Source organism: Streptomyces sp. NPDC007983, assembly GCF_042958345.1.
Taxonomy (GTDB): Bacteria; Actinomycetota; Actinomycetes; order Streptomycetales; family Streptomycetaceae; genus Streptomyces.
In genome coordinates, this window is the sequence record NZ_JBIBJI010000025.1 from 25,178 (window position 1) to 40,347 (window position 15,170).

Consider the following 15,170-nt stretch of genomic DNA (forward strand, 5'->3'; position numbering starts at 1 on the left):
AGGTCTGGGACGCGGCCCTCGATGTCGGCCGCAGGGCCGCAGGAATCCGGCCCCGGCCGGGCACCAGGCGGGGTGGCCCGCGTCAAACAGATCAGCGCCCTGACCCCGCCGGGTAATGCGATGGACGCGCCCGGTGTCGTAGCGGCATGGTTCACTGCCGACGGACACTCACAGACGAAGGGGTCGCCGTGGTGCACGAGATCGATCCGTCCTTCCTCGCGTTGCCGCTGCACGCGCTCGCCGACGCGGCGCTCGCGCGGGCGCGGGCGTTGGGGGCCGAGCATGCGGACTTCCGGTTCGAGCGGGTGCGCAGTGCCGCGTGGCGGTTGCGGGATGCGCGGGTCGCGGGGTCGTCCGACACCACGGATCTGGGGTATGCGGTGCGGGTGGTGCACGGGGGGAGTTGGGGGTTCGCGTCCGGGGTGGATTTGTCGATGGACGCGGCGGCGCGGGTGGCCTCGCAGGCGGTGGCGATGGCGAAGCTGTCGGCCGAGGTGATCGAGGCGGCCGGGTCGGACGAGAAGGTGGAGCTGGCGGACGAGCCGGTGCACGCGGACCGGACGTGGGTGTCGTCGTACGAGATCGACCCGTTCGGGGTGCCGGACACGGAGAAGACCGGGCTGCTGGCCGAGTGGAGCGGGCGGCTGCTGGCGGCGGACGGGGTGGCGCACGCGGACGCGTCGCTGCTGACCGTCCATGAGAACAAGTTCTACGCGGATACGGCGGGCACCACGACCACCCAGCAGCGGGTGCGGCTGCATCCGCAGCTGACCGCGGTGGCGGTGGATCCGGTGAGCGGCGAGTTCGACTCGATGCGGACCCTGGCGCCGCCGGTCGGGCGCGGCTGGGAGTACCTGACCGGGGCCGGCGGCTGGGACTGGGACGCGGAGCTGGCCGAGCTGCCGGGGCTGCTGGCGGAGAAGATGGCGGCGCCGTCGGTCGAGGCGGGCTCGTACGACCTGGTGATCGATCCGTCCAATCTGTGGCTGACGATCCATGAGTCGATCGGCCACGCGACCGAGCTGGACCGGGCGCTGGGGTACGAGGCGGCGTACGCGGGGACGTCGTTCGCCACCTTCGACAAGCTGGGCAGCCTGCGGTACGGCTCGGAGGTCATGAACGTCACCGGTGACCGGACCGCCGAGCACGGGCTGGCCACGATCGGGTACGACGACGAGGGCGTGGCCGGGCAGTCCTGGGACCTGGTGAAGGACGGCAGGCTGGTGGGGTATCAGCTGGATCGCCGGATCGCCCGGTTGACGGGTTTCCAGCGGTCCAACGGCTGTGCTTACGCCGATTCGCCGGGGCATGTGCCGGTGCAGCGGATGGCGAATGTGTCGCTGCGGCCCGACCCCAGCGGGCCGTCCACGGACGGGCTGATCGGCGATGTCGAGAACGGGCTCTATCTGGTCGGCGACCGCTCATGGTCGATCGATATGCAGCGCTACAACTTCCAGTTCACGGCGCAGCGCGCGTACCGCATCCGGAACGGGGCGCTGGCGGGGCAGGTGCGGGACTTCGCGTATCAGGCGACGACCACCGATTTCTGGGGCTCGATGACGGCCGTGGGCGGCCCGCAGACGTACGTCCTGCACGGCGCCTTCAACTGCGGCAAGGCGCAGCCCGGCCAGATCGCGTCCGTCTCGCACGGCTGCCCGTCCGCGCTCTTCCGCGGCGTGAACATCCTCAACACCACCCAGGAGGCGGGAGCATGAGCGTGAAGCCGCACGAGATCGTGGAGCGCGCCCTGGAGCTGTCCCGCGCGGACGGCTGTGTGGTGATCGCGAACGAGACGTCGACCGCCAATCTGCGCTGGGCGGGCAACGCGCTGACCACCAACGGCGTCACCCGGGGCCGCACCCTGACGGTGGTGGCCACCGTGGACGGCGCGGAGGGCACCGCGTCCGGGGTGGTGTCCCGGTCGGCGGTGACCGCCGGGGAGCTGGAGCCGCTGGTGCGGGCAGCCGAGGCGGCCGCGCGGGACGCGGGCCCGGCCGAGGACGCCCAGCCGCTGGTCGGGCCCGGGACCGCCGCGCCCGCCTCCCCCGGCTTCACCGACTCCCCCGCCGAGACCTCCTCGGAGGTGTTCGCGGCGTTCGCCCCGGCGCTTGGCGAGGCGTTCGCCCGGGCCCGCGCGGGCGGCCGGGAGCTGTACGGGTTCGCCAACCATGAGGTGATCTCCAGCTATCTGGGCACCTCCAGCGGGCTGCGGCTGCGCCATGACCAGCCGAGCGGCACGCTGGAGCTGAACGCCAAGTCGCCGGACATGACGCGTTCGGCCTGGGCCGGGCGGGCGACCCGCGACTTCACGGACGTCGACCCGGCCGCGATCGACGCCGAGCTGGCCCGGCGGCTGCGCTGGGCCGAGCGGAAGGTCGACCTCCCGGCGGGCCGGTACGAGACGCTGCTGCCCCCGACCGCCGTCGCCGATCTGCTGATCTACCAGTTCTGGTCCTCGGCGGCCCGGGACGCGGCGGAGGGCCGTACAGTCTTCAGCAAGCCCGGCGGCGGCACCCGGGTCGGCGACACGCTGTCGGACCTGCCGCTGACGCTGCGCAGCGACCCGCGTGAGCCGGGTCTTGAGGCGGCGCCGTTCGTGATCGCGCACTCCTCCGGGGACGACGCGTCGGTGTTCGACAACGGGCTGCCGCTGCCCGCCACCGACTGGATCCGGGACGGGGTGCTGAAGCACCTGCTCACCACCCGGCACACCGCGGAGCTGACCGGGCTGCCGCTGGCCCCGGGGATCGACAATCTGATCCTGGACGGGGGCGGCACCCGCTCGCTGGAGGAGATGGTCGCCTCGACCGAGCGGGGTCTGCTGCTGACCTGTCTGTGGTACATCCGCGAGGTGGATCCGGCGACCCTGCTGCTGACCGGGCTGACCCGGGACGGGGTGTATCTGGTGGAGGGCGGCGAGGTCGTCGGCGAGGTGAACAACTTCCGCTTCAACGAGTCGCCGGTGAGCCTGCTGTCCCGCGCCACCGAGGCGGGGCGCACCGAGCCGACGCTGCCGCGCGAGTGGGGCGACTACTTCACCCGCGCCGCGATGCCCGCGCTGCGGATTCCGGACTTCAACATGAGCTCGGTCAGCAAGGGGGTGTGAGACCGGCCGGACGATATCGGGACTGGCCTCGGGGGACCGGCTAATAGACTGGTCCCCGCCCATCCATCCGCCCTTGACTCTCCCCAGGAACCCCATGACACGCCTCGGCGCATCCGTCGCCCGCGTCCGCGAGCTGCTCGACCAGGACCTCTCCTCCGACAAGACCGTCGAGCAACTGCTCGCCGAGACGTCCGCGCGGCGCTCTCTCGACCTGAGTGACCTGTCGGCGCAGGAGCAGGCCGAGCTGATCGCCTCCCGTACGGTCGAGGTCCTGCCGGGGGTCAAGGAGCTGGCCGAGCGGATCGAGGAGCGCCGGGCCGCAGGCCGGGGCCTCGCCATCAAGCTGGGCATCGACCCGACGGCCGCCGATGTGCACCTCGGCCACACCGTGCCGATGATCGTCCTCAACCGTTTCCAGCGGATGGGGCACGACGTCACCCTGCTGATCGGTGACTTCACGGCCAAGATCGGCGACCCGTCGGGGCGTACGGCCGAGCGCCCGCCGCTCACCGACGACGACATCGCGCGGAACCTCGCGGGCTACCAGCAGCAGGTGCGGCCGTTCTTCGACTTCGAGAAGGTCAGCTTCCGGCAGAACAGCGAGTGGCTGGCGCCGTACACCTTCCCGGAGCTGCTGGGGCTGCTCTCCCAGGTGCCGGTGTCGCAGCTGCTGCAGCGCGAGGACTTCCGCAACCGGCTGGCGTCGGGGTCGGGGCTCACCATGTCCGAGCTGCTGTACCCGATCGCGCAGGGCCTGGACTCGGTGGCGCTGGAGAGCGATGTGGAGCTGGGCGGCGCCGATCAGCTGCTCAATCTGCAGATGGGCCGCAAGCTGATGGAGCTGCGCGGTCAGCAGCCGCAGCTGGTCGTCACGATGCCGCTGATCGAGGGCACGGACGGCACCGGCGCCAAGATGTCCAAGTCCAAGGGCAACTACGTGGCGCTCAGCGCGCCCGCCGACGATGTCTTCGGCAAGATCATGTCGATTCCGGACCGGCTGATGAAGCCGTACCTGGAGGCGTGGACGGAGTGGACGGACGAGGAGATCGCCGCCGTGACCGCCCGGCTGGAGGCCCGGTCGCTGCACCCGATGGACCTCAAGAAGGTGCTGGCGGGCGAGGTCGTGACGGCGCTGTACGGCGTCGAGGCGGCGATGGCGGCGCGCGCGGGCTTCGTGGCGCAGTTCTCCAAGAAGAGCTTCACCGACGTCGGGACGCTGCCGGTGGTGGATGCCGCGGAGCACGGCGGTGAGACCATCGCGACCGTGCTGAGCAAGGTCCTGGAGTTCCAGCCGAGCGCGTCGGCGGCCCGCCGGGTCGCCAAGCAGAACGGTCTGCGGCTGGTCGTGGAGGCCGAGGACGGTCAGCGGGCGATCGTGCTCGCCGAGGCCCAGGCGGTACGGCCGCTGGCCGAGGTGGTCGCGGAGGTGCTGGCGGACGAGGGGCTCAGCGCGGCCTCCGGCGGGGTCTACCTCAAGGCCGGGCGGAAGATCGCCCAGCTCCAGGGCGTATAAGCCCTGTCATCCGGAGCGGCGGCCGGTGCGCTTCCACCATGCGCGCCGACCGCCGCGGCTCCTGCGGATCGCACGGGCTCAGGCCCGCTCTCTCCTGCCGCCGTGGCGAATCGTCTGCCACAGCGGGGTGCCGAGGGCGACGATCACGATGGCCCCGGCCAGCTGCAGCAGATGCCGGATCCAGTCGAATCCGCTGGTGTGCCTGACGCCGATCCACCCGGCCACCGCATTGCCCACGATGGCTCCGAGGATGCCGTAGACGCAGGTCAGCCACAGGGGGATGTTTTGCTTTCCCGGCAGAATCGCCCTGGCGATCACACCGAGAATGATTCCTACGACGATCGCCCACAGCCAGTTCATGTCGCCTCCTGACGCGGCGGGGGACGCGCGTTTCCTCCCAGTGTTCGACCGTTTTCGTTACGGCGCATGTCGAAGCGTCCCGTACGTGCCCTGCCGTACCGGCTTCGCCACCCATCGGGGTGCCCCGGTATCGAACCGTATGGGGGCGAGGCGTAACGTTGAGTACGTATCGGAGCGGGGGATACCTGCTCGGGGACCAGGTGGTGGAACGTGATGCGGAAGCACAGCGAGACCGAGGTCTTCCGGATCACCGGGGCCCGTCAGGGACTGGCCGACGATGTGCGCGGCCGGCAGCGGCGCTACGTGATCTCGATGTCGGTGCGGACGGTGTCGGTCGTGCTGGCGGCCGTGTTGTGGAACGTCGAGCGCCATGTGGCCATCGTCGCCCTGGTGCTGGGTGTGCTGCTGCCCTATGTGGCGGTCGTGATTGCGAACGCGGGCCGGGAGAACGCCCCTTCGCTTCCCACCACCTACATTCCGACGCCGCTGCGCCCGATGCTCAACTCCGGCCTGGACGAGAAGCCATCGGATGCACCATCGGATTCGGCTCCGCATTCGGCGCCCCATTCGGCGGGGGATTCGGCGGGGGCGGAATCCGTCCCGGAAGATGCCGCACATACCAGCGAGGATGGACGCGGCGGACACGGCTGACCTGCCGCGTTTACGGAACCTCAGGAAAACCTCAGATCAATCACGCTGTTCCGGTGCACCGTGCCCTATGCCTCGTGACATACTTCGTACGCGCTCCGCATCCCCCGTCGGAGCGACGGACCGACGCCGGGCGGCTCCCCCCGTGGCTGCCCGGCGTCGTCATGTCCGCGGCGGTTTCCGTACAGTTTGCGGTGTGAACATCCTCGACACCGCCACCGAGACCGACGCCCCGATCTGCTCCGCCAAGGGCTGCCGCGCCCCCGCCGTCTGGGTGCTGGCCTGGAACAACCCCAAGCTCCACACCCCGGAGCGGCGGAAGACCTGGCTGGCGTGCGAGGAGCACCGCGAGCATCTGTCGACGTTCCTCGGCATGCGCGGCTTCCTGAAGGACGTGGTGACGCTGGAAGAGTGGTCGGCCGCCGAAAGCCAGTGATCAGCACCCACTGATCAGCCGCGATCGCCGGTGTCAGCCGCCGATCGCTGACATCGGGCGGTCCGGCTGCAGGAACGACGGGTCGTCCAGCCCCGACCCCGCCTTCTTCCCCCACATCGCCAGCCGCCACAGCCGGGCGATCTCCTCGTCCGGCGCGCCGGAGCGCAGCGCGCCCCGCAGATCGGACTCCTCGCGCGCGAACAGGCAGGTGCGGACCTGTCCGTCGGCGGTGAGCCGGGTGCGGTCGCAGGCGCGGCAGAAGGGGCGGGTGACGGAGGCGATGACGCCGACGCGGGCCGGGCCGCCGTCGACGAGCCAGCGCTCGGCGGGGGCGGAGCCGCGCTCGTCCCCGCCCTCGGGGGTGAGGGTGAAGCGGGTGCGCAGGCTCTCCAGGATGTCCCCGGCGGTGATCATGCCCTCGCGCTTCCAGCCGTGCTGGGCATCGAGCGGCATCTGCTCGATGAAGCGCAGCTCATAGCCGTTCTCCAGGGCCCAGGCGAGCAGATCGGGTGCCTCGTCGCCGTTGAGCCCGGGCATCAGCACGGCGTTGACCTTGACCGGGGTGAGTCCGGCGGAGTGCGCGGCGGCGAGACCGCGCAGCACGTCGCCGTGGCGCTTGCGCCGGGTCATGGCCTGGAAGACATCGGGGCGCAGGGTGTCCAGCGAGACGTTGACCCGGTCCAGACCGGCGTCGCGCAGGGCCTCGGCGGTGCGCTCCAGGCCGATGCCGTTGGTGGTCAGGGACATCTCGGGGCGCGGAGTGAGGGCGGCGCAGCGCTCGACGATGGAGACGAGGCCGGGGCGCAGCAGCGGCTCACCGCCGGTGAAGCGGACCTCGGTGACGCCGAGGTCGGTGACGGCTATCCCGATCAGCCGGACGATCTCGTCGTCGGTGAGCAGGTCGGGTTTGGCGAGCCACTGGAGCCCCTCTTCCGGCATGCAGTAGGTACACCGCAGGTTGCACCTGTCGGTCAGGGAGACACGCAGGTCGGTGGCGATTCGACCATAGGTGTCGATCAGCATGTCGGCGGCCCCTCACGGTTCGCTTGCGTGCGCTGTGGTCAATTGTCCCGCACCGTACGCGAAGGCGATGACATCGAGGGGCCGCCGGGGGGCTGTCGGCGTCAGTGGGCGCCGTGTCCGGTGAGCGAGCGGACCTCCAGTTCGGCGTATTTGGCCTTGTCCGGCTCCTCCTTGGAGACGAGGGTGCCCAGCCAGCCCAGCAGGAAGCCCAGCGGGATGGAGATCAGGCCGGGGTTCTCCAGCGGGAACCAGTGGAAGTCGACGTCCGGGAACATCGAGGTCGGCTTGCCGGAGACGACGGGCGAGAAGAGCACCAGGAAGACGGAGGAGATGAGTCCGCCGTAGATCGACCAGAGGGCGCCCTGGGTGGTGAAACGTTTCCAGAAGAGGCTGTAGAGGATGGTCGGCAGGTTGGCGGAGGCGGCGACCGCGAAGGCGAGGGCGACGAGTCCCGCGACGTTGAGATCTCGGGCGAAGACCCCGAGGACGACGGCGACGGTGCCGATGCCGACGGTGGCCCAGCGGGCGGCCGCGATCTCCTCCTTCTGGGTCGCCTGGCCCTTGCGGATCACGTTGGCGTACAGGTCGTGGGCGAAGGACGACGAGGAGGCGAGGGTGAGCCCGGCGACGACGGCGAGGATGGTGGCGAAGGCCACCGCGGAGATCACCGCGAGCAGGATCGCGCCGCCGGTGGAGTCCGCGCCGCCGCCGATCTCCTCGGCGAGCAGGGGTGCCGCGGTGTTGCCGGACTTGTTGGACGCGATGATGGCGTCCCGGTCCAGCAGGGCCGCCGCGCCGAAGCCGAGCGCGATCGTCATCAGGTAGAAGCCGCCGATGATGCCGATCGCCCAGTTGACCGACTTACGGGCGGCCTGGGCGGTGGGGACGGTGTAGAAGCGGATGAGGATGTGCGGCAGTCCGGCGGTGCCGAGGACGAGCGCGATGCCGAGGGAGAGGAAGTCGAGCTTGGAGGTGGCGTTGACCCCGTACTTGAGGCCGGGCTCCAGGAAGGAGCTGCCCATGCCGCTGTTCTTGGCCGCCTCGCCCAGCAGGTGGGAGACGTTGAAGTCGAACTTGAGCAGCACCAGGAAGGTGATCAGGAGCGTTCCCGCGATGAGCAGGACGGCCTTGACCATCTGCACCCAGGTGGTGCCCTTCATGCCGCCGATGGTGACGTAGAGCATCATCACCACGCCGACCAGGACGACGATGAGGATCTTCCCGGCCTCGCTGGTGATGCCCAGCAGCAGCGAGACGAGGACGCCCGCGCCCGCCATCTGGGCCAGCAGGTAGAAGATCGACACGACGATGGTGGAGACGCCCGCGGCGGTGCGCACCGGGCGCTGGCGCATCCGGTAGGCGAGCACGTCGCCCATCGTGTAGCGGCCGGAGTTGCGCAGCGGTTCGGCGACCAGGAGCAGGGCGACCAGCCAGGCGACGAGGAAGCCGATGGAGTACAGGAAGCCGTCGTAGCCGGAGAGCGCGATGGCCCCGGCGATGCCGAGGAAGGACGCGGCGGACATGTAGTCGCCGGAGATCGCGAGCCCGTTCTGGAAGCCGGAGAACTGTCTGCCGCCGGCGTAGAAGTCGTTGGCGTCCTTGGTCTGGCGGCCCGCCCAGACGGTGATGCCCAGGGTCGCCAGGACGAAGACCGTGAAGAGCGTGATGATCAGCGGCCGGTTGTCCGACGCGCTCTCGGCCGCGAGCAGGTGAGCGCTCATGCCGTGCCCCTTTCATTCGCTTCTCCGCCCACGCGGCGCAGAGGCGCGGCTTTGTGTGTCGTCTGCGGCCGAGCGGCCGCGTGTGCGTCGCTCATGGGTTGTCCCCCAGACGGGCCTTGATGGCCTTCGCGCGCGGGTCGAGCTTGGCGGCGGCGTGCCGGGAGTACCACCAGGCGATCAGGAAGGTGGTCAGGAACTGGGCGAGCCCGAACACCAGAGCGACGTTGATGTTGCCGACGACCCGGGTGTCCATGAAGCCGTCCGCGTAGTTGGACAGCAGGACGTACAGCAGGTACCAGCTGACGAACCCGATGGTCAGCGGGAAGGCGAACGAGCGGTGTGCGGTGCGCAGTTCGCCGAACTCGGGGCTTGCCTGCACCTCGTCGTACGGGGGTCGGTGGTGCTGCCGCTGATCGTCGGGACGATCGCTGGCCGGTGCGGTATCCACGGTCTCTCCTGGTGAGTGGGTCTGACGGGACGTACGGCGGCGATGGTGATCCAGATCACGCATAGTAAAGCGGGAGTCAATTCCACAACAGGGTCTGGTTGAAAGACGGAGGGAAGAATCGCTGATGCGTTTGGATCGGGGCGCTGTGGCGGGTTTTCTTCCGGAATGTATTGATACCCGGTGATGATCAGCGATAGCTTCGCTCGTCATGTACCCGCCCACGCGCATCCGCGCTGCGGCGGTCGCTACGGATGAGGTGGAGACCCCATGGCTCAGCTGAGATCGGATGCTCCCAGACCCGGGACGAGTTCCACTGCGCAAATGAAGTCTTCCGGATCGCGGGGGCTGACGCCGCGCGCCGTCGCCATACCCGCCGCCCTGGCGCTGACCGGCGCGCTGGCGTTCCTGCCGACCTCGGCGGGCGCCACCGGGCAGGACAACCACCAGCCCGCCGCCCCGGCCGCGGCGACCGCCGACGGCCCGTCGCTCAGCTATGTCGTCAACGTCCGCCCGGGCCACCGCGACGACGCGCGGATCGAGAAGGCCATCAAGGGGGCCGGCGGCACGGTGGTCATCTCGTACGACCGGATCGGCGTGATCGTCGCCCACTCGGCCAACCCGGACTTCGCCAAGACCCTCCGTACGGTCCGCGGCGTCGCCTCCGCCGGTGCCACCCGCACCGCGCCGCTGCCCGCCCAGTCCACCGGCGACGTCGGCACCCCGAAGCTGCTGAGCGAGAAGGAGCGCAAGGCGGTCGCGGCCCGCGCCAAGGCCGGTCAGGACCCGCTGGAGCCGCTGCAGTGGGACCTGCCCGCCATCAAGGCGGACAAGGCCCACGAGAAGACCCTCGGCAGCCGCGACGTGACGGTCGGGGTCATCGACACCGGAGTGGACGACACCCACCCCGACCTCGCCCCCAACTTCGACCGCAAGGCCTCGGTCAACTGCGTGTCCGGCAAGCCGAACACGGCCGACGGCGCCTGGCGGCCGAGCGCCGAGGAGAGCCCGCACGGCACGCATGTCGCGGGCGAGATCGCCGCCGCGAAGAACGGCATCGGCGTCACCGGGGTCGCCCCCGGCGTCAAGGTGTCCGGCATCAAGGTGTCCACGACCGACGGGTTCTTCTACACCGAGGCCGTCGTCTGCGGCTTCGTGTGGGCCGCCGAGCACGGGGTCGACGTCACCAACAACAGCTATTACACCGACCCGTGGTACTTCAACTGCACCGGCGACCCGGACCAGAAGGCCCTGGTCGACGCGGTGCGCCGGGCCTCGTCGTACGCCGAGCGCAAGGGCGTGGTCAACGTCGCCGCGGCGGGCAACGAGAACTACGACCTCACCTCCGACAAGATCACCGACACCTCCAGCCCGAACGACACCACCCCCGGTGAGCGGGTGATAGACCCCAGCACCTGCCTGGACATCCCGACCCAGCTGCCGGGCGTCGTCACCACCGCCTCGACCGGCGCCAAGGGGCTCAAGTCGTCGTTCTCCAACCACGGGCTCGGGGTCATCGACGTCGCGGCCCCCGGCGGCGACAGCACCGCGTACCAGAAGCCGGCGCCCCCGGCCGAGGACGGCCGGATCTACAACACCCTCCCGGGTGGCAAGTACGGCTACATGGCGGGCACCTCGATGGCCTCCCCGCACGCGGCGGGCGTCGCGGCGCTCATCAAGAGCACCCACCCGAAGGCCTCCGCCGCGATGGTGAAGGCCCTCCTCGAGGCCGGGGCCGACGACACCGCCTGCCCGACGTCGTACGACATCGACGGCGACGGCAAGATCGACGCGGTGTGCGAGGGCGGCAAGGGCTACAACGGCTTCTACGGGGCCGGGATCGTGGACGCCCTGGACGCGGTCCGGAAGTGACCCGCTGACAGGATGTACGGGCCGCCGGGCAGCGCTTCCGCCCGGCGGCCCGTACGCGTTCTGGGGGGCGTTCGCTCTCGTGGCCGGGGTCCTCACCGTGCCTCCGACCCGGCCCGGATCGTCCGGCTCAGGCGGCTGCCGGAAGCGCCCTGAGCGGTGCTTCGCGGGCGGCCGCGCGCAGCAGCCCGGTGGTCAGCAGGTGCTGCGCCGTGACATAGGTGGCCATGATCCAGAACTGGGGTACGGGAGGCCGCGGCCAGTTGGCGAGCCCGGCCGCGATCAGCCCGTCGGAGAGCAGGAACAGCGCCCCGCCGAGCCCGGCCGCCCGTCCCGCCCGCAGCGCGCCCAGCGCCATCGCCGTCAGCAGCAGGCTGTACGCGGCGACGGGGACGCGCAAGGCCGGGTCGAGCCCGGGCCACAGCGCGGCCGTGCCGCCGAGCCACCCGGCCCCGTAACCGGCCGCCACCCACGGCGCCGTGCGCGGCCGCCCGGAGCGCGCGAACAGGGCGAGGTAGCACAGGTGCCCGGCCGCGAAGCAGCCCATCCCGGCGAGGAAGGCGGTGCCGCCGCCGAGTTGCAGCGACACGTCCCCGCCGCAGCCGCACAGCAGGGCGGCGGCCAGGGGGCGCGGCCCGCCGCGCAGCAGGACGTACGCCGCGAGGACCGGCATCAGGGCGGGCTTGGTCAGCTGGACGAGCGTGGTGGCGCCGGCGAGCAGCGCACCCAGATGCGCGGCCGTCAGCAGCGTGAAGAGCGCGCGCAGGGCGCGCGCGGCGCTCATACGGCGCGCTCCGGCTCGCGCTCCCCCTCCGCCGCGGTGACGGGCGGCGCCGCGGGCGCCCAGCCCGGGCCGCGGAAGACCCGCCCGGCGCGCTCGCGCCAGTCGCGGGCCGCCGCGATGTCGCGGGCGATGGCCGCGTACTCATGGGTGGCCACGCGCAGCGGGTTGTAGGTGTCGATGTTCTTGGTGAGCCCGAAGACCGGGCGCCGGGTCTCGGGGACGAACGACCGGAAGAGCCGGTCCCAGACGATGAGGATCCCGCCGAAGTTGCGGTCCAGATAGCCCCCTTGGGAGGCGTGGTGGACGCGGTGGTGCGACGGCGTGTTGAAGACGAACTCGACGGGGCGCGGCAGGGTGCCGATCCGCTCGGTGTGGATCCAGAACTGGTAGACGAGGTTCACGGACGAGCAGAACGCGACCGCGGCCGGATGCACCCCGAGCGCGATCATCGGTACGTAGAACGGCCATACGGTCCAGGTGGTCCACGGCTGCCGCAGCGCGGTGGTGAGGTTGAACTTGCGGCTGGAGTGGTGCACCACATGGCAGGCCCACAGGATGCGGATCACATGGTGCCCGCGGTGCGACCAGTAGGAGAGGAAGTCCTGGGCGAGCAGCATCAGCGGCAGCGTCCACCACTCCACCGGGACGCGCAGCGGCGTGAGTTCGTACACGGCGGAGTAGACCGCCACGATCGGGACCTTCCACACCAGGTCGAAGACGAGGCTGCCGAGCCCCATGGTGACGCTGGTCGCGGCGTCCTTGGCCGCGTAGCCCGCGGCGTCCTCATCGGGGCGCAGGCGGTAACTCACCATCTCCACGACGGCGAGCAGCACGAAGGCGGGTATCGACCACAGCACAGCGTTGGGCAAATGCGGCATACCGGCAACATAGAGCCGGTTTCACCCCGCCACCAGAGGTAGTTACCAACAAGTATGATAGACGCGATGTCAACAATGGGCCCGGGCCGGTCGGCTGACGGAACGTATCGGCACGGGCCCGGCCACCCGGACCGTCGGCCGCGGCCCGTATCCTCATGGACCATGCTCGAAGACCCCACGGCAGCCGCCCCGCGAACCGCGTCAACACCCTCGTGGCCGGAGGCCTATCCGCAGGGGTACGCGGTGGTCGACGTCGAGACCACCGGCCTCGCCCGCGACGACCGGATCGTCTCCGCGGCGGTCTACCAGCTCGACGCCCGCGGCGCGGTCCAGGACCGCTGGTACACGCTCGTCAACCCGCGGCGCGATCCGGGCCCGGTATGGATCCACGGCCTCACCCGGGAGACCCTGCAGGACGCCCCGCTCTTCCCCGACGTCGCCGCCGCGTTCGCCGAACGCCTCGCCGACCGCGTCCTGGTCGCGCACAACGCCGCCTTCGACTGGGCGATGATCGCCCGCGAGTTCGCCCGGTCCGAGACCGAGGCGCCGGTCCGTCAGCGGCTGTGCACCATCGCCCTCTCCAAGGAGCTGGGGCTGCCGCTGGCCAACCACAAGCTGGAGACCCTGGCCGCGCACTACGGGGTCGTCCAGGAGCGGGCCCACCACGCGCTGGACGACGCGCGGGTGCTCGCCGAGACGTTCCGGCCGAGCCTCCACCGGGCCGCCGAGACCGGGCTGCGGCTGCCCCTGCTGGCCTGTCAGCCGCTCACCGAATGGACGGACCCGCCGTCCCGCGGGATCGGCGCCCAGCGCTCGTACCGGCAGCAGAGCTGGCGCCCCAGCCGCAAGCGCCCCGCCTGCCCCTACCCCAACCCCGGGCGCTACCAGCCGGGCGGGCTGCTGACCCAGGGCATGCGGGTCGCGTTCTCCGGGGACACCTCGGTCGACCGGGAGCTGCTGGAGGACCGGGCGGTCGAGGCGGGGCTGCACGTGGCGACCAGTGTGTCCCGGCTCACCAGCCTGCTGGTCACCAACGATCCCGACGCGTCCACCTCCAAGACCGTCAAGGCCCGCTCCTTCGGCACGCCCATCGTCGACGAGGCCGCCTTCACGCAGCTCCTCCTGGATGTCACCCCGGCTGAGCCGACAATCAGGTGAAGTCCGCGCGACGCGCCCGCCCACCGCTCGCCCGCCGTCGCCCGGGCCCGCACGCTGTGGCCCATGGCACGCTGTGAGGTCTGCGGAAACGACTACAACATGACGTTCGAGGTGCACGCCCAGGGCAATGTGCACGTCTTCGACTGCTTCTCCTGCGCCATCCACCGCATGGCGCCCATCTGTGAGCACTGCCGGTGCCAGATCATCGGCCAGGGGGTCGAGGTGGACGGCCACTACTACTGCGGCGCCCACTGCTCCCGCGCGGAAGGGAAGGTGGGCATCGTCGACAAGGTATGACCCCGGCCGGATGCGTGGATTGTCGTCCGGTGCCCCCCGTGGCCGGGGGACAATCCACGCCGAGTAGTGTCAAGGACGTGTACCGCTTCCTGTTGACCCGGCAGTGGGTGATTCTCACGCTGATCGGGCTCGCGCTGATCCCCACCATGATCAGGCTGGGCTTCTGGCAGCTGCACCGCCACGAGGCCAAGGTCGCGCAGAACCAGCTGATCGGGAACAACCTCGGCGCCCCCGCCGTCCCCGTCGACAAGCTCACCGCCCCGGGCCGCGCCGTCCCCCGCGACGACACCTTCCGCACGGTGACCGCCACCGGGACGTACGACACGGCCCATGAGGTCGTCGTCCGCCAGCGCACCGGCTCCGACGAGCAGAGCATCGGCTACTTCGTCCTCACCCCGCTGATCGAGGGCAAGCGGGCCGTCCTCGTCAACCGGGGCTGGATCCCCGCCGGGGCCGACCTCACCAAGTTCCCCGACGTCCCGGCCGCCCCCCGCGGCAAGGTCACCGTCACCGGCCGCCTCAAGGCCGACGAGACCACCGCGGGCAGCGGCATCAAGGACAAGCGGGGGCTGCCGCCGCGCCAGGTCATGCTGATCAACAGCGAGCAGCAGGCCAAGGCGCTCGGCCGCCCCGTCCTGGGCGGCTACGTCGAGCTGACCTCGTCCTCCCCCAAGGGCGGCAAGCAGCCCGACCCGGTGCCGGAGCCGGAGCACAGCGACATCGGCCCCCATATGGCGTACGCCGTCCAGTGGTGGCTGTTCTCCGCCGGAGTGCCCTTCGGCTGGTTCGTCCTGGCCCGCCGGGAGCGCCGCGACCAAGCCGCCCAGGCCGCCGGGGCCGCCGGGGCCGCCGCCGAGAACACCGGGCAGAGCCCCGAGAAGACCCCCGCCGCCGCCAATACGGACTAGCCTTCCCGCTCTCCGGGAAGGTGC

15 protein-coding genes are annotated in these 15,170 nt (G+C 70.7%); 9 read left to right on the forward strand and 6 right to left on the reverse strand.

Features of this window, described 5'->3' with window-relative positions:
- Window positions 1-188 precede the first annotated feature (188 nt).
- From ACFZCY_RS40285 to tyrS, 3 genes are all read left to right on the forward strand, one after another.
- Entirely contained in the window at window positions 189-1,715 is a 1,527-nt protein-coding gene (locus ACFZCY_RS40285; RefSeq protein WP_391185315.1) for a metallopeptidase TldD-related protein, read from the forward strand.
- Window positions 1,712-3,106: a metallopeptidase TldD-related protein gene (locus ACFZCY_RS40290; protein WP_391185318.1), complete on the forward strand. Its 1,395-nt coding sequence runs from the start codon at window positions 1,712-1,714 to the stop codon at window positions 3,104-3,106. The genes ACFZCY_RS40285 and ACFZCY_RS40290 overlap by 4 nt, the downstream gene beginning before the upstream one ends.
- A 94-nt stretch (window positions 3,107-3,200) precedes the next feature.
- A complete protein-coding gene (gene tyrS, locus ACFZCY_RS40295) occupies window positions 3,201-4,619 on the forward strand; it encodes a tyrosine--tRNA ligase (RefSeq protein ID WP_391185321.1) in 1,419 nt (472 codons plus the stop codon).
- Between the two features lie 78 nt (window positions 4,620-4,697).
- On the opposite strand, the gene ACFZCY_RS40300 is transcribed toward tyrS, so the two are convergent.
- Complete coding sequence (locus ACFZCY_RS40300) at window positions 4,698-4,979, reverse strand: GlsB/YeaQ/YmgE family stress response membrane protein (protein WP_391185325.1); 282 nt, start codon at window positions 4,977-4,979, stop codon at window positions 4,698-4,700.
- 213 nt (window positions 4,980-5,192) lie between these two features.
- Here ACFZCY_RS40300 and ACFZCY_RS40305 point away from each other — a divergent pair, with 213 nt between their 5' ends.
- Window positions 5,193-5,630 (forward strand): DUF3099 domain-containing protein, encoded by a 438-nt coding sequence (locus ACFZCY_RS40305; protein WP_391185328.1) that lies wholly within the window; start codon window positions 5,193-5,195, stop codon window positions 5,628-5,630.
- Between the two features lie 193 nt (window positions 5,631-5,823).
- Window positions 5,824-6,063, forward strand: a complete 240-nt coding sequence (locus tag ACFZCY_RS40310; protein WP_391185331.1) for a hypothetical protein — start codon at window positions 5,824-5,826, stop codon at window positions 6,061-6,063.
- Between the two features lie 33 nt (window positions 6,064-6,096).
- On the opposite strand, the gene moaA is transcribed toward ACFZCY_RS40310, so the two are convergent.
- The 3 genes from moaA to ACFZCY_RS40325 form a co-directional block, all read right to left on the reverse strand.
- Window positions 6,097-7,086: a GTP 3',8-cyclase MoaA gene (gene moaA, locus ACFZCY_RS40315; RefSeq protein ID WP_391185334.1), complete on the reverse strand. Its 990-nt coding sequence runs from the start codon at window positions 7,084-7,086 to the stop codon at window positions 6,097-6,099.
- A 101-nt stretch (window positions 7,087-7,187) separates the two neighbouring features.
- Window positions 7,188-8,807, reverse strand: a complete 1,620-nt coding sequence (locus ACFZCY_RS40320; RefSeq protein ID WP_391185337.1) for a sodium/solute symporter — start codon at window positions 8,805-8,807, stop codon at window positions 7,188-7,190.
- A gap of 91 nt (window positions 8,808-8,898) precedes the next feature.
- Window positions 8,899-9,255: a DUF485 domain-containing protein gene (locus ACFZCY_RS40325; protein ID WP_391185339.1), complete on the reverse strand. Its 357-nt coding sequence runs from the start codon at window positions 9,253-9,255 to the stop codon at window positions 8,899-8,901.
- 321 nt (window positions 9,256-9,576) lie between these two features.
- Between ACFZCY_RS40325 and ACFZCY_RS40330 the strand changes: the two genes are divergently transcribed.
- Complete coding sequence (locus tag ACFZCY_RS40330) at window positions 9,577-11,124, forward strand: S8 family serine peptidase (RefSeq protein WP_391185342.1); 1,548 nt, start codon at window positions 9,577-9,579, stop codon at window positions 11,122-11,124.
- Window positions 11,125-11,251: 127 nt separating this feature from the next.
- Here the strand turns inward: ACFZCY_RS40330 and ACFZCY_RS40335 are convergent, their stop codons facing one another.
- Both ACFZCY_RS40335 and ACFZCY_RS40340 read right to left on the reverse strand, forming a co-directional pair.
- Window positions 11,252-11,905: a lysoplasmalogenase family protein gene (locus ACFZCY_RS40335; protein WP_391185345.1), complete on the reverse strand. Its 654-nt coding sequence runs from the start codon at window positions 11,903-11,905 to the stop codon at window positions 11,252-11,254.
- Window positions 11,902-12,783, reverse strand: a complete 882-nt coding sequence (locus ACFZCY_RS40340) for a sterol desaturase family protein (RefSeq protein WP_391185348.1) — start codon at window positions 12,781-12,783, stop codon at window positions 11,902-11,904. The genes ACFZCY_RS40335 and ACFZCY_RS40340 overlap by 4 nt, the downstream gene beginning before the upstream one ends.
- Before the next feature lie 162 nt (window positions 12,784-12,945).
- Between ACFZCY_RS40340 and ACFZCY_RS40345 the strand changes: the two genes are divergently transcribed.
- The 3 genes from ACFZCY_RS40345 (at window position 12,946) to ACFZCY_RS40355 (ending at window position 15,146) form a co-directional block, all read left to right on the forward strand.
- Window positions 12,946-13,941 carry a DEDDh family exonuclease gene (locus ACFZCY_RS40345; RefSeq protein ID WP_391185351.1) on the forward strand — a complete coding sequence of 332 codons (996 nt, stop codon included), beginning with the start codon at window positions 12,946-12,948 and terminating at the stop codon, window positions 13,939-13,941.
- Between the two features lie 63 nt (window positions 13,942-14,004).
- Window positions 14,005-14,238, forward strand: a complete 234-nt coding sequence (locus ACFZCY_RS40350) for a hypothetical protein (protein WP_055554069.1) — start codon at window positions 14,005-14,007, stop codon at window positions 14,236-14,238.
- 77 nt (window positions 14,239-14,315) lie between these two features.
- On the forward strand, window positions 14,316-15,146 hold the full coding sequence (locus ACFZCY_RS40355) for an SURF1 family cytochrome oxidase biogenesis protein (RefSeq protein ID WP_391185355.1): 831 nt from the start codon (window positions 14,316-14,318) through the stop codon (window positions 15,144-15,146).
- The last annotated feature ends 24 nt before the right edge of the window (window positions 15,147-15,170 follow it).

What these genes read in the sequence shown, in the direction of transcription:
- ACFZCY_RS40290 (WP_391185318.1), top strand. Translation starts at nt 1,712, where the DNA reads ATGAGCGTGAAGCCGCACGAGATCGTGGAGCGCGCCCTGGAGCTGTCC.
- tyrS (WP_391185321.1), top strand. Translation starts at nt 3,201, where the DNA reads ATGACACGCCTCGGCGCATCCGTCGCCCGCGTCCGCGAGCTGCTCGAC.
- ACFZCY_RS40300 (WP_391185325.1), bottom strand. Translation starts at nt 4,979, where the DNA reads ATGAACTGGCTGTGGGCGATCGTCGTAGGAATCATTCTCGGTGTGATC.
- ACFZCY_RS40305 (WP_391185328.1), top strand. Translation starts at nt 5,193, where the DNA reads ATGCGGAAGCACAGCGAGACCGAGGTCTTCCGGATCACCGGGGCCCGT.
- moaA (WP_391185334.1), bottom strand. Translation starts at nt 7,086, where the DNA reads ATGCTGATCGACACCTATGGTCGAATCGCCACCGACCTGCGTGTCTCC.
- ACFZCY_RS40320 (WP_391185337.1), bottom strand. Translation starts at nt 8,807, where the DNA reads ATGAGCGCTCACCTGCTCGCGGCCGAGAGCGCGTCGGACAACCGGCCG.
- ACFZCY_RS40330 (WP_391185342.1), top strand. Translation starts at nt 9,577, where the DNA reads ATGAAGTCTTCCGGATCGCGGGGGCTGACGCCGCGCGCCGTCGCCATA.
- ACFZCY_RS40335 (WP_391185345.1), bottom strand. Translation starts at nt 11,905, where the DNA reads ATGAGCGCCGCGCGCGCCCTGCGCGCGCTCTTCACGCTGCTGACGGCC.
- ACFZCY_RS40340 (WP_391185348.1), bottom strand. Translation starts at nt 12,783, where the DNA reads ATGCCGCATTTGCCCAACGCTGTGCTGTGGTCGATACCCGCCTTCGTG.
- ACFZCY_RS40345 (WP_391185351.1), top strand. Translation starts at nt 12,946, where the DNA reads ATGCTCGAAGACCCCACGGCAGCCGCCCCGCGAACCGCGTCAACACCC.
- ACFZCY_RS40350 (WP_055554069.1), top strand. Translation starts at nt 14,005, where the DNA reads ATGGCACGCTGTGAGGTCTGCGGAAACGACTACAACATGACGTTCGAG.